We start from the raw sequence: 14840 nt of genomic DNA on the forward strand, positions 1-14840 counted from the left end.
TTATTCGGTGTGGGGCTTTTTATTGATTGGATGAAAAGCAGCATATTTAGAGATCCATAGGAGAAACATGCTGAGTCATGAAGAATAATGGCATAATAACTATTAAAATAAATAGCAACCAGCTATCTCCTTAAACTAATATAGTAACCGTCCAGTTAAGTCATTTTTACAGATAGAAAAAAAAGCTCGTGTTATAATATACATGTTTTGAGGATTATACATATATGTAAGGAGCGTTTTTTTTGAAAAACCAATCCATCGCAAATACAACAATGGAAACAATCCAATGGTTTGTATTCTTATTAGCAAGTTCTGTTGCTTTGCCAATTGTTATTGGCGCCATTTTTGAAATGAACTTTGCGGAAGTATCCGGCTTGATGCAACGAACATTCTTTATAGTCGGTATAGCCTCATTATTACAAGGGTTATTCGGACATAAGCTGCCAATTATGGAAGGACCTGCGGGTATCTGGATTAGTATATTCACAGTAATGGCTGTTACTGGTTTACAACATGGAACATCATTAGATGATTCATTACGGATCTTAGAAACAACCATGATATTCACTGGTATCTTTTTATTTTTATTTGGTGTTTTGAAAATTTCACAGCTAATATTACCGATTTTCACACCACTTGTAACAGGGGTATTTTTCTTTCTGTTAACGGTTCAATTGAGTGGTACATTTTTGCAAGGAATGCTTGGATTACAAGGTGGCTCTGAGACGATTCAAATGGGTGGGGCAGGCTTGGCTTTCTTTACTTTTTTCATCGTACTAGGTCTATCGATTTTTGGTAAAGGATGGCTAAGCAGCTATGCTGTGCTGATAGGGATTGCCGTAGGATGGTCCGTGTATGGTCTCATGCTGGGAAGTGAACATTCTATTGGAGAAGTAGCCGTTTTTGCATTACCTGAATGGTTTGCTTTCGGGATGCCTAAGTTCGATTTGAGTGTCATACCAATTGCGTTTATAACGGCATTAATTTTAATATCAAATGTTGTTGCTTCGATTGTTGCGGTTAGTCAGACCCTTGGTTCACAGAAAAAAGATTTTCGAAAAGAGGTAAATCAGGGCACGATTTTTTCCGGCATTAATCATAGTTTAGCAGGTATATTCTCATCTATTGCAAATGTTCCGCTTGCAACATCAGCCGGATTCATAGGGTTAACAGGTCAGAAGCGTAAGATGCCTTTTATCTATGCATCTATTCTGTTAGTTATAATTGCATTATTTCCGCCGGTTGTTGCATTAATTTCAAGCATACCTAGCCCAATTGCAAATGCAGCATTAATGGCGTCATTTGTTCAATTGGTAGGACTTGCTGTCAATAATGTCACATTGGAGAATTTAGATACAAGGAAAATGACGATTGTCGGTGTTGCATATTTGTTTGGAATGGGGACAATGTTCTTACCTACAGAAGTATTCGCAGAGTTTCCATCATACTTACAGAATTTATTAAGTAACGGTTTACTTGTGGGGACAGCGATTGTCATTGTATTGGAACAGTTGTGGCGAGAATAGCAGAGGTGTCACGAATAAACTGGGATGGCAATACAATACTGCCATCCCAGTTTATTTTTCTTCATTGTTTGAACGGTCTAATACTTTAAGAAAGTATGCAGTTGGAAGTAATAAACCGATTGCTGCTTGAATTAAGGAGAAGAAGCGTGCCGAACCAACCGGAACGATATCACCATAACCAATAGAAAGTAATGTCACCCCACTGAAGTATAATAGATTCGGAAATGTTGGTTCCATTGGTTTATTGCTCGGTGAACTCTCCATAATAATCGTTTCATTAAATGATAGTGCATAGTAAATAATAGCAAAACCGATTGTTAAACCTACAAATGCAAGAAATAGTTTTTGAAATAATACTGTACTTAAATAACTCTTTCGATATGCTTTATTTGAAAAAAAATAATAAATATTGATGGCAATAAATAGAATACCAATAATAACAAGTAATTTAGCCAAATAGCATCCCTCCTTATTAAAGTGATACACTAATTAGCAAAATTTAAACATCATTATTTTTGCTCATTCATACTGTTCATCTAAGCGGTATGAAGACAACTATAGAGAGTTTTAATCAATTGAACCAACAGAAATTCATCATAGTTTAATGACTGCAAATGAAGAACGATTAAATGAATTAAATAATGTATTGAAAAATGGTCATATTGCTATTGATCAATTAGAAAATAAATGAAGCCTAAGAATGGTTAAATCAAATCGAAAGTTTAGGATGATAGATATAATAAGCCTTTTGGAAATAGATATCCATAAGGCTTTTTCTTCTTTAAAATACTATAGGAAAATAAAAGGCTATTATAAGAACAAGTATGTGACGGTTTTTGTTCTTAAAAAAGAACATAAAGATAAGCCCCGATAGCCTTCAACGTCTATGTCCTAGTTTCGCTTTGAATTCCTTCATCCCATCGTCAGGGAAAATTTCTTTTCTAGGAATTTCGTTTGTAGGGTAACCTACATGGACATCATCATAGTTACTAGTAAAAATCATATTAAACCCTAATTTTCTAAGAAGCTGGATAGAAGTGTCATTGTATTCACCATAGGGAAAAGCAAAAGAATAATGGCTCCCATCCAAATGACGGATACTAACCTCTATATCGCTTTGAACTACTTTTGTATTATTTGAAATGAGAAATGAGTCCCCGTCTGGTGTACGCTTGTGAAAATTATAAGTATGACTGCCATATTCAAATACGTCACAGCTATTATGTAAATCATCAAGGCTTAAATATTGAAAGCTGCCAGGTTCGTAATGATGATCATGTTTTTCAATCAACCCTGTTATTAAGAAATTGACTGCATTAAATCCATATTCCTTCAATAACGGGTAAGCTTCATATGCGTTATCTTTGAAGCCATCATCAAATGTTATCACAACACTTTTTTCAGGTACATTTAACTCGCCTTTCATAAACAGTTCTAATTCCTTCAACGTTAGCGTAGTATAGCCTTCTGTGTACAACCAATCCATTTGTTGCTCAAAGTTTGACTTTTTTATTACTGTATCAACAATAGACCCATCATTATGAAGAAGATTTGATTTAATATCTTTCTCTTGAATTACCCGATGATAGACTAACACGGTTACTTTATTCGCCATCGTATCAGCCCTTACATTAAAATCTCTGACTTCTTTCGCCCAGGCTTGGCAAGAGGCTAAGTTAAATGTATCATGCCTTGGAAATAAATGATCGCGAAGGAGTGCGTTCCCTACTTCTGCCCTATAGAAAAGCAAAATGGATGTGAATAAACTAATAAAAATAATAGTAAAAAGTATGTTAAATCCATGTGTTTTAAGCAAATGAATCCCTCTCTTTTATTAAACGGCTTGATTGTCAGGTAGTGCATTTTCTGTTGTTTCAAATGGTACAGATTTATCTCCAATGCGTTTAGACACATACCAGCTATCTTTATTTTTAAAGTACATAAAGGTGCCAGCAATAACAAAAACTAACCCGAGTAGTTTATAAGTGAAAATTTCAAGAAGTAAAAACAAAACAAATTTCGTTAATTGGTTGGTTGTATAGTGGATTCCATAGCGATGAATTACAATTAATGTGATGATACTGCGATAGAATGACAGGAAAACACTGATTGATAACAATGCGAGGGCAACCATGTAATTTTCTGTACTTAATAAGATAATGACAGGCAATATAGCAGTAGGAAAAGCATTAATGGTACCTAAGAAAAATGATTCAAACAAAAAGAAAAATGAAATTCGAAAGCCAAGTTTTCTGAAATATTTATTTTTGTAATGTAAAATACAGTCAAGAAATCCTTTTTGCCAGCGGATTCGCTGTTGTAATAAATCAGTAAAAGCCTCTGGACATTCTGTATAACAAATAGCATGTGGAACAAATTTTAGTCTTTTCCCTTTATACTTAGGGTTAGATTTTAAGAGTAAATGGATTTTTAAAGTAATATCCATATCTTCACCAACTGTTTTACGATAACCATCTACGTCAAATAGTACCTGTTTGCGAAATGCACCAAATGCTCCTGCAATAACTGACATGGTATTTATTTTAGACTGTGTTAGCTTATGTAAATGAAAATCTGATAAATATTGCAGAATTTGATAGCGAACAAGTCCTTTTAATTGGAAATGAGGCTGCAGCAAAGGTAATTTTCCTTTAAACCCTTGGCGAATCTGCACCATTCCACCAGCTGCGGCAATTTTTTCATCTTCGAATGTTGTATTGATAGCGTGTAAGGAATTGGGGTCAAGCACACTATCTGCATCGAGTGTGACTACTATCTGGTATTTAGAATACTCAGTTCCGGCATTTAAGGCATCCGCTTTTCCACCATTTTTTTTATCAATGACTTTCACTTTTGGCAATAACCTGGAACAATATATATCTTTAATAGGCTGATGAGGAATTTTTAGTGCTGGAGCAGTATGGATGTCAGGCTTAAGCTGTAAATGGTTTTCTAATAATTGAAGTGTTCTGTCAGTCGAACCATCGTTAACAATAATTACTTCATATTTATCATAGTTTAATTTAACAATTCCTTCTAAACAGTTTAGGATGATTTTCTCTTCATTATAAGCAGGAATAATTATGCTGATACCTTTTTGATAGGGTAATATGGGGAGTTTTTCTTTCTTATTTACTGCAAATAAAGGATAGAACATATAGATGATTTGAATACATACATGACAAGCGAATAATAATAGTGAGGCTAATAACACTATCTGATCTCTCCTATTCTTTGAAAAACTCTAACATAATCTACGAAAAAGGATTGAGGAAAAATGGTTGAAGCATCAGGATTTCCCGGCCAGACTCCCCCTACAGCGGTATTAATATAAAGATACATATTTCCTGGTGATTGAAAAGTGTTCGTTCTGAATTGTTCTTTTCCATCTATTAACCAAACAATTTCGGAAGGGGTCCACTCGATTCCAAATAAGTGAAAATCCTTGGAGTAGTCGGCACCTTTGAAGGAATTAGATTCACTCTGCAAGTTGCCATTTTCGTCTAATTGATGTTGAACCATCCAAATTCTGTCAGGCTCATGTCCCAGCATCTCCAAGATATCAATTTCTGGAAGCCAGACATTGTCTTGATTGGGCATCATCCAAAAGGCAGGGAAAATTCCTTTCCCATGTGGTAATTTTGCACGAATTTCCACTTTTCCGTATTCAAAAAAGAACTTATCTTTTGAATGAATGGCACCAGATGTATAATTTCTGCCTTGATACTTCTCCATTTCACTAATTAGCTCCAACTTTCCATCTTGTACCTTCACATTGCCTGGTGTATAAAATTGAAGTTCTTCATTTTTTTCAGCTGCCCAATTTTCGATATTCCATTTCGCTTGATCCAATTGAGGGTTATCGAACTCATCATTCCATACGAGAGACCAGCCATCATCTAAATAAGTTTCAAAGATTTCCTTGTTTTGAATAAAACCTTTTTCATTATTTTGTTTATTTGATAACTGTACAGGAAAACTATTTGAATTGATGGTTGCTTGGTTCATATAGAATTCCTTTCCGCCAAAATAAATAATTGCTAATATAAAAAAAATTAAAGCGGGATATTTCAACATTTTAGCCATAGCTTCCCCCATTTCTACCTTTAATATTCTTTATAAAGAACAAAAAAGCCAAAAATAATGTTCTTTATAATGAACATAAATTCAGTATATATTTACTTAATAAGAATATAAACGTTCAATAATGTCCTTTTTAAAGAAAATATAATCAAAATCGTTCTTTATAAAGTATTTAGAGCTTGTTTTCTTATAAATACTGCTAATTTTACTGCTTTACTGCTAATTACGTTAAGATTTTAAGATATGTGCAGTTGCATGGATTATGATATGCTCAATAGTAGTAGAGAATAAGGAGGAGAAGAAATGATTAAAAGAATCGGGCATACGGCATATTATGTAAAGGATATGAACAAGTCTTTAACGTTTTATTGTAATATTCTGGGTTTTGAGAAAGCGTTTGAATTACATAAAGAGAATGGCGAACCTTGGATCGTATATATTAAAGTCGCAGAACGCCAATCTATCGAACTGTTTTACGATGGCCAAGAAGGGAGTAACAAGGTGGATCGTGCAGTTGGTTATCACCATCTCTGTTTAGAGGTGAATGATATTGATCAAATTGCTCAACATGTGAAGGCGAAAGGGTTAAGCTTAGAATCAGGACCAAAAAAGGGTATAGACGGGAATTATCAATGCTGGATAAAAGATCCCGATGGTAATCCGATTGAATTTATGCAATTAATACCAGGTTCACCGCATGTGAATAATTAAATTTCACTAAATGGAATGAGATGAGGGTGAGTGATATGAAGGTAATTATCCTGGCTGCGGGATATGCAACAAGATTATATCCTTTAACGAAAAGTACTGCGAAAGCCTTATTAGAAATTGCAGACAAACCTTTGATAGAATATATTTTGGATAAAGTAAGAAAAGTGGAGAACATTAGTCAAATTTATGTCATAACAAATAACAAGTTCTATGATGACTTTATGGAATGGTCTAGAAGTTATCAAGAGATAGTAGATCTTATCATTCTTAATGATGGAACAACTTCCAATGATAACAGGCTAGGTGCTATCGGCGATATATCCTATGTTATCAATAAAATGGGTATTGATGAAGATATAATGGTTGTAGCTGCAGATAATTTGTTTACATTTGATTTGCAACCATTTGTCGATTTTTTCTATAAGAAAAAATCCGATTGTATTACTGTTCAAAATATATATGATACGAAAGAACTCCAGAGAACTGGTGTAGTGGAAGTTGATCAAAAAGGATTGGTGCTATCATTCGAAGAAAAACCCATCAAACCACGATCTCATTTTGCTGTACCACCACTTTATTTATATAAAAGGAGTACTTTACACTTATTTACCGAGTATGTAAAGTCTGGCAATAACCCTGATGCACCCGGTAATTTCATTCCATGGCTGATTGGACGGCAGAACGTCTATGCCCATTTTGTTACAGGGAAATGTTATGATATTGGCACATTGGAAAGCTATCAGCATGTAAGTGATAGTTACCGAAAGAAATGATGCAAGATGTAACAACAAATCAGAAAGGAGACACAACAATGAAAGGAATTATAGCAAAAGAACCAGGTGGGCGGGAACAGCTTGTCTATACAGAAATGCCTGATCCCATCTTGAATAAAGGGGAATTATTAATAGAAGTACATGCAGCAGCAGTGAACCGTACAGATATCCTTAACAGGGAAGGGAAAACAGGTTATGCCAGTAACCCGATTATTGGTGTAGAGGTGGCAGGAGTTGTTACAGACACAAATGGTCACCATTCGTTTTCAGTTGGTGATCGAGTGATGGGATTAGTAAATGGAGGAGCCTATGCAGAATATGTCACAATGCCTGCAAATCGGGCGATGAAGATTCCAGATAACCTTGACTTTACAGAGGCTGCTGCTATTCCGGAAGTTTTCTTAACAGCATTTCAGACATTGTATTGGATTGGCAGATTATCTGACAAAGAATCTGTCCTGATCCACGCTGGGGGAAGTGGTGTTGGTACAGCTGCAATCCAACTTGCTAAAGTATTAAGCGAAGCGTTTGTTATTACAACAGCTGGTAGTGATAACAAATTGAATAAATGTAAAGAACTTGGGGCAGATGTTTTAGTGAACTATAAGGAGCAGAATTTCGCTGAACAAGTTGAAAAGGTAACAGAAGGAAAAGGAGTTTCCGTTATATTGGATTTTATCGGAGCACAATATTGGCAAGGTAATTTACAAAGCATCGCAATGGATGGGCGCTGGGTTTTAATAGGTGTGCTAGGTGGAAGCACTGTCGATAAAGTACGATTAATGGACCTGATGGCAAAAAGAATTCAATTGACTGGAACGTTACTAACCCCAAGAAGTGACCAGTATAAAGCGGAATTAACAACAGATTTTTCTAATAAAACATATGAACTTTTTAAAATTGGCCAATTAAAACCTATTGTCGATACAGTATTTGCCATTGAAGAAGTTCAAGAAGCACACAAAATGATGGAAGAGAACCGAAATACAGGAAAGATCGTTTTAAAAGTTAAATAATCATAAGATGAGAGCTTGGCGTGCAGCCAGGCTTTTTGTTTCTTCTTCACAATAAATGTCGTAGATAAAAGATGGGATACATATAATAACAAAGTAGTTTTATAGAAAAGGGTATGTTATTTCTAACTTGGCAGGTGATTGGTATGATGGAAGTAGTAAAGAAACAGAAGTTACGTGTCCATTTCCCGGGGAATAATGTTGATTTTGACGAAATAGGTTTATGGATTTGGCGAGATGTGGAATATCCTTCAGAGTCTGCAGGTGTTTGGCCGCATGCTGCTTTAAGATTCTTATCCATACATACAACTGATTATGGCCGTTTTGCCGAAATAGAACTTGCTGATGATGCACAAACTGTTGGGTTACTTATTAATAATAACAGTGGAAATAATTTATCTGGCGATTTATACGTAAAGATCCTATCAAGGAAAATGAAAGAAGTTTGGTTAACTTCAGATTTCCGGCTGTATTATTATCAGCCATTACCACACTTGCGAATTCATTTTAATCCGGATAAAGGAACAAACAACACATATTGGTTGAATGTAAAGAATGAGGACAACAGTGTGGAAAAGTACCAATTTGGTGAAAGGAATTATGTAGACATTGATCATTCTCCACTAAATATTACTGTTCATTTAGTCATTGAAAATCCTCTCACCGGGTGGAAGTCAGGTGAATTAGCTATTCCTCCCTATAACCATTCGCAACTTTTTATAAAAAACGATTGTCTATGCATCTATACAAATCCCTACTATATTCATGGAGAAAATATAATCTCTGCAAAAGTAATTTCAAATGAAAAAGTAGAGATACATTACACTACCCCAGTTGATTATAAGGAGTACGTTGTAAGAGCGAATGTCAAACTTATGGATAGTGACGGAAATATCCATCCATTTTACAATGTTACGCAATCAAGCCGCTACTGTTTAACACTACTCGGTAATTTTCCACTAGAAGAACCATTAAAGCTTCTTCACTTCGGTCAAATGATAGGTACCTTATTGGATTGGAAGCTTAAAGATAAAGAATATGGTTATGATGGGGAGTTAGGGTTAACTTTTTACAAGGACGGAACGGCATTATTAAATGTCTGGTCACCAAGTGCTGATCGTGTTGCTGTCAGAATATATGATAAGCATAATTCAGATGCAGTCATTCAAAATTGTGTTCATATGGAGCATACAGGACATGGAATATGGAGCCTGCATTTGAATCAGGAGAATACAGGATTGAATGAATTAACAGGTTATTATTATCATCTTCTGATCGATCGTGAGAAGAAGAGGCTAGTTGCACTTGATCCTTATGCAAAATCCATGGCACCATGGGATCATAGTGATCCGAACAATTTTATAGGTAAAGCAGCAATAGTAAATCCTTCGATAATAGGACCTTGGTTAAATTATGCTAATATTGACGGTTATGAAAAAAGAGAAGATGCGATTATTTATGAGGTCCATATTCGAGATTTTACGTCAGATCCATATATTGAGAAGGATCTGAATGGGAGGTTTGGTACTTTTTCTGCATTTATTGACAAACTCGATTATATAAAAAATCTTGGTGTAACACATGTTCAATTCATGCCTGTGATGAGTTATTTCTATTGTGATGAAACAAAAAGCGGCGAACGATTAGTAGATTATGCTTCGACAGACCAGAATTATAATTGGGGTTATGACCCGCACAGTTATTTTTCCATAAGTGGTATGTATTCTGAAAATCCGAGGGACCCTGCAAAAAGAATCAAAGAAATGAAGCAATTAATTGCGGAGATACACCAACGCGGAATGGGAGTTATTTTAGATGTTGTGTTTAATCATACAGCTAAGGTACGCGTATTAGAAAATCTTGAACCAGGTTATTATCATTTCATGAATAAAGATGGTACGACAAGAAGAAGTTTTGGCGGTGGCAGGCTTGGAACAACCCACAAGATGGCTCGTCGTTTGGTGCTAGATTCGATAAAATATTGGACGGAAGAATTCAAGGTTGATGGATTTCGATTTGATATGATGGGTGACCATGATGCGGAAACGATACAACTGGCATATGAAGAAGCGAAGGAATTGAATCCGAATGTTTTAATGCTTGGGGAAGGCTGGCGAACGTATGCAGGGGATGAAACGGAAACAGGTGTAGTAGCGGCAGACCAGGATTGGATGTATATTACCAACAGTGTTGCATGTTTCTCAGATGAATTTCGTAATGAATTAAGATCAGGCTATGGATGTGAAGGGGAACACCGGTTTATTACGAATGGAGCTAGGAATATTGCGGGGATTTTCAGAAATATTATGGCAAAGCCAGGCAACTTTAAGACAGACGATCCTGGAGATGTCGTTCAATACATTGAAGCACATGACAACCTTACCTTACATGATGTGATTGTTTATTCCATGAGAAAAGATCCATTGCACCATGCAGAAGAAATTCACAAAAGGATCAGGCTTGGGCATGTTCTGTTACTGACAGCACAAGGGACAGTGTTCATCCATGCAGGAAGTGAGTATGGACGTACTAAGCAATTTCTCCACCCTGATTTTAATCAGAAAGTGATGGAACCGCCTTACAAATCAACTTTTGTCTCCGATGAAAAAGGGGATCCAATTCCTTATCCATATTTTATCCATGATTCATATAATGCGAGTGACTCCATTAATAAATTTGATTGGGTAAAAGTAACCGATCAAGAGAAATACCCCATTCACACAAGAACCTTTGCCTATATAAAAGGGCTTATTCAATTACGACGTTCAACTGATGCATTTCACTATGGAACAATGGACGAAGTGGAGAAATATGTGCAATTGCTTCCGATACCGGAAATAGAACAACAAGATGTAGCGATTGCCTATTGCATTCTTAGTTTTAATCAACTTGAAATGTACTATGTCTTTGTTAATGCTGATCAGATACCTCGCACATTTACACTGTCTGAAGACTTAACAATGACCGAAATAATAACGGATGGGGCAGCGGCCGGTCCAACGCGGATTGAAAGCCCAGTTGGTGTTACTCTTACAGAAGAACACATTAAAATTGAGCCACTTACTGCTATTATTCTAAGAAAGAATTTATGAAAAAGTTATACAAGGTTCAATAGGTAAAAATACTATAACGAATTCTTCTGACTCATGATAGATTATCGTGCTCCGTGAATTTGGATAAATAGCAGATTCCTTGCAGTATGAGCATCATCTTAGCAAGATTTCTTTTGTTAAGAAAACGCTGGAAGAAGATCTTGATAAGAGGGTCTTCTTTTTTTTTTGCTATTGAGAGAATTTTAGCAAAAATTATGGTTGGGATCATATAATATTTTACGGTAACATTGCTAATTACTACAGAATTCATTATACTTTCTAGAAAAGGAAAGCGGTTTCCTGTGGTTTTTCTTTTTCGAATCTTCCCCATTTAGACTCGGAGAATATACTCAGTGTAAAGGAGGTATTCCTAATTTTAAGAGTAAAGCGGTATATTCAAAGGTTGCTTACATTTTTCGACACATTAAGTTTAAAGAGCAGGATTGCATTCATTTTTGCCATAAGCACATTTATTCCAATTATGTTTACTGTCATTTTTTCATATTATTCCATGTCAGATATTTTAACTAAGAAACTGCATGAATCGATTCAAAGCAGTCTGCAGCAAGTACGTTTGTCAATGGAAAGTACAATTGATGATTTGAATTATGTTTCACAACAAATTGCCTACTCTGAAAATATCATTTTTAAATTAAATGCCTATTTAATGATGGAACAAGGGTATCAACGGGCTAAGTACTATGATGATGTGAAAAAGGAATTAAACTTAATCACATTTAGCAACCCTAATATCGGTTTATCTCTTGTATATATGGAGGATGCCAATCACTATATATTTAATAGTCATGGAGTCAAAGAAGGATTTACATTAATTAATACCCCGCTTTTAATTGAAGGATATGAAATGCATAATTTCGGTCCACATATCAGTATGGAAAGATATAATAGTGGTTATGTCCTGTCAACAGTCAGACAGCTTAATATCACTGACCGTGATGATATTTACGTATATCTTGAGGGAAACTTTGATCTTACTGAAAATTTGTTGGATGAAGCACGGAATATAGATAAGACAAGTTATCTGCTTGTTGATGATGCCAATAATATTATTTATAGTGATATTCCACAATTTCAATATGGCTCGCCTTTTTTTGCAAATGGCGATGTAGAAGCTGGGAAAGAATCCGGATATTACTGGTTTAGGGAAGTAACCAGTCGAGGCTGGAGTATTATCGCTTTGATACCAATTGCGGAATATCAGGAAGAAGTAAATCACTGGGTTCAACTAATGACTTATTTTGCTATTTTGTTTTTAGTAGTTAGCTTAATTATTGCATTGTTATTATGGAAAACATTATATAAACCATTGAACCAGTTTAATTATGAAATACGGTTAATGAAAAATAATAACTTTACTTCAGAAGTTGTAAAAACAAATATACCAGAATTTAAGGAATTGACCATACAGTTTCGTCATATGAAAAAACAGATTGCCAGTTTAATCAAGGAAATTGAACAAAAGGAAAGAAAACGAGCAGATTTGGAAGTTGAAAAGCTTGTGCATCAAATAAATCCGCATTTCTTAATGAATACATTGGATACAGCAAGATGGTTAGTTGTTAGTGGGGATAAGAAGGAAGCAACGAATCTGTTAACATCACTGAATAAGATACTTTACTATAATATGGGTAGATTAGGTTTCCTTTCAACATTAGAGGATGAACTGGATGCGATGGAACAATATATTAAGTTACAGCAAATTCGTTATGACTTTGAATATCATCTTCAAGTGAATGCAGGAGAAGAGGCATTGCAATCACCTGTACCGAGGTTTATCCTCCAGCCAATCGTTGAGAATGCCATTTACCATGGATTAGTAGATGAAGGGAAACTTGAAATACAGATTTATCAAAATGGTGAAATGATTATCCTGGAAGTAGAAGATAATGGACGTGGAATGACAGAGCAAAAGATTCAGTCTATTTTATCTGGAGAGAGCTATCAGCAATCGAAAAACGGAATGGGAATAGGGTTAAATTATGTTAAGAGAATATTGGAAAGAACATACGCCAATGAAGCAATAATTAGAATGGAGAGTGGATTAGGGAAGGGTACGAGAGTAATTTTAAGCATTCCTTATTTGAAAGGAGGCATTACTGATGATTAAAGTCTTACTCGTGGAAGATGACAAGCTGGTAAGAAAGAGTTTAATCGCTTCATTTAATTGGAAGAGATTTAACATGGAAGTCGTTGGTGAAGCGAAAAATGGTGAAAAAGCAGCAGAATTTCTGGAAAAATATAATGTTGATCTGCTTATTACCGATCTAGCTATGCCAATCATGTCGGGAATTGAATTAATTCGTTTAGTAAAAGATAGATACCCTGGTATTTTCATAGTTGTTTTGTCATTACACAGAGATTTTGAATATATACAAGAAGCAATGCGCCTTGGTGCAATTGATTACATTGCAAAAGTTGAGTTAGATAGTGATAATATGGACCAGACATTAGACCGCATAAAAAAACGGATTAATGAGGAAGTCAATAAGACACAACAGCCATTGATACAAAATGTTTCTAATGGATTAATTGTTATATTTGAGAAGTTAACAGATGATAATAGAAAGTTACTAACAACTGTTCTCAAAGAAGGTGAAATTATTTTTTTAACTTCTGATGTTATCTTAATCCCTTTAGCAAGTGATATAGAGAAAAAACAATCCCTTCAGGAAATGGCAGCAATCAGTGGATGGGACGGTGCTTTACTAATAATTGAGATAGAAAATCAGTCATATACTTTTAAACAGTTACAACAGTTGGTCCAGCAATTCAAGGATAGTATTTTGTTTTATGAAACAAGCCCCCAAAAGCCATTTAATAGTAGGAAAATGGAACATATGGAAATGACTGTTACCGATTTACAAGATGGTGAAGTAAAAAATATGAAAGAAACCCTTCTATCACTTAAATGGATATATTCACAAAAAATGTTAGACGATATTCTTTACGAATTGAAGCAAATGAAATTAACAAAGAACAAATTAAATGAAATATTAATGATGACAGTGAATGAATGTCACCGAATCTTTGCAGAAATGCTACCTGTAAATCTATTTCTGCCAGAAACCTTTAAATATTGGTATGAAGTGGAGGAATGGCTAACTGAAACAAAAACAAACATATACCAAACCATTCATAAAAAAAATATATCCAATGAAACAAGCAAATCTATTCTTAAGTCCATTCATTTAATTGAAAAACAGTTAGGTGAGAATATTACGGCAACGGAAATATCCAAGCAAATCAATATGAGCAGAAGTTACTTCTGTATTTGTTTTAAGCAAGTGACTGGTGTAACTTTTCATGAATATGTAAAAGTATCAAGGATTAATAAAGCGAAGCACTATTTAGAAAATACATTAGAGAAAGTATCAATAGTTGCAGAAAAAGTTGGTTATAAAGATGTAAAATATTTTAGTAAATTATTTAAACAGGAAACAGGAATTCTGCCTAGCGAATACCGAAAGAAACATAAAAAGGAATAAAATTGTATGGTTGAAGTATGATAAATGTTTTATAGATGGAGTTATCTAAAATTTATGGTTATAAAATCTAACATTTACCCCTGCTAAATTCAGAACATAGCCCTTATTGAATGCGCTTTCATAAAAATGGTATGAT

General features: G+C 34.8%; 11 protein-coding genes. 7 read left to right on the forward strand and 4 right to left on the reverse strand.

What is annotated here, in order from left to right; all coding sequences use genetic code 11:
• The first annotated feature begins 242 nt into the window (after nucleotides 1-242).
• On the forward strand, nucleotides 243-1526 hold the full coding sequence (locus tag ACFOY7_RS08095) for a purine/pyrimidine permease (protein WP_390251190.1): 1284 nt from the start codon (nucleotides 243-245) through the stop codon (nucleotides 1524-1526).
• A gap of 51 nt (nucleotides 1527-1577) precedes the next feature.
• On the opposite strand, the gene ACFOY7_RS08100 is transcribed toward ACFOY7_RS08095, so the two are convergent.
• From ACFOY7_RS08100 to ACFOY7_RS08115, 4 genes are all read right to left on the reverse strand, one after another.
• The gene (locus ACFOY7_RS08100) at nucleotides 1578-1982 is read right to left on the reverse strand and encodes a potassium channel family protein (RefSeq protein WP_390251192.1); all 405 of its coding nucleotides are present in this window, start codon (nucleotides 1980-1982) and stop codon (nucleotides 1578-1580) included.
• Between the two features lie 421 nt (nucleotides 1983-2403).
• Nucleotides 2404-3342: a polysaccharide deacetylase family protein gene (locus ACFOY7_RS08105; RefSeq protein ID WP_390251194.1), complete on the reverse strand. Its 939-nt coding sequence runs from the start codon at nucleotides 3340-3342 to the stop codon at nucleotides 2404-2406.
• A gap of 18 nt (nucleotides 3343-3360) precedes the next feature.
• Entirely contained in the window at nucleotides 3361-4740 is a 1380-nt protein-coding gene (locus ACFOY7_RS08110; RefSeq protein WP_390251196.1) for a glycosyltransferase family 2 protein, read from the reverse strand.
• Nucleotides 4740-5612: a glycoside hydrolase family 16 protein gene (locus ACFOY7_RS08115; RefSeq protein ID WP_390251198.1), complete on the reverse strand. Its 873-nt coding sequence runs from the start codon at nucleotides 5610-5612 to the stop codon at nucleotides 4740-4742. Before ACFOY7_RS08115 ends, ACFOY7_RS08110 begins: the two co-directional genes overlap by 1 nt.
• Before the next feature lie 300 nt (nucleotides 5613-5912).
• Here ACFOY7_RS08115 and ACFOY7_RS08120 point away from each other — a divergent pair, with 300 nt between their 5' ends.
• From ACFOY7_RS08120 to ACFOY7_RS08145, 6 genes are all read left to right on the forward strand, one after another.
• A complete protein-coding gene (locus ACFOY7_RS08120) occupies nucleotides 5913-6320 on the forward strand; it encodes a VOC family protein (protein WP_390251200.1) in 408 nt (135 codons plus the stop codon).
• 35 nt (nucleotides 6321-6355) lie between these two features.
• Complete coding sequence (locus ACFOY7_RS08125; RefSeq protein ID WP_390251202.1) at nucleotides 6356-7093, forward strand: nucleotidyltransferase family protein; 738 nt, start codon at nucleotides 6356-6358, stop codon at nucleotides 7091-7093.
• A 38-nt stretch (nucleotides 7094-7131) separates the two neighbouring features.
• Nucleotides 7132-8109 (forward strand): NAD(P)H-quinone oxidoreductase, encoded by a 978-nt coding sequence (locus tag ACFOY7_RS08130; RefSeq protein ID WP_390251204.1) that lies wholly within the window; start codon nucleotides 7132-7134, stop codon nucleotides 8107-8109.
• 143 nt (nucleotides 8110-8252) lie between these two features.
• Complete coding sequence (locus ACFOY7_RS08135; protein ID WP_390251206.1) at nucleotides 8253-11198, forward strand: pullulanase; 2946 nt, start codon at nucleotides 8253-8255, stop codon at nucleotides 11196-11198.
• A gap of 511 nt (nucleotides 11199-11709) precedes the next feature.
• Nucleotides 11710-13326 (forward strand): sensor histidine kinase, encoded by a 1617-nt coding sequence (locus ACFOY7_RS08140; RefSeq protein WP_390251208.1) that lies wholly within the window; start codon nucleotides 11710-11712, stop codon nucleotides 13324-13326.
• Nucleotides 13319-14704 carry a response regulator transcription factor gene (locus ACFOY7_RS08145; RefSeq protein WP_390251210.1) on the forward strand — a complete coding sequence of 462 codons (1386 nt, stop codon included), beginning with the start codon at nucleotides 13319-13321 and terminating at the stop codon, nucleotides 14702-14704. Before ACFOY7_RS08140 ends, ACFOY7_RS08145 begins: the two co-directional genes overlap by 8 nt.
• Nucleotides 14705-14840 lie beyond the last annotated feature (136 nt).

Source organism: Gracilibacillus xinjiangensis (assembly GCF_042651765.1).
In the GTDB taxonomy this organism is placed as follows: Bacteria; Bacillota; Bacilli; order Bacillales; family Amphibacillaceae; genus Gracilibacillus; species Gracilibacillus xinjiangensis.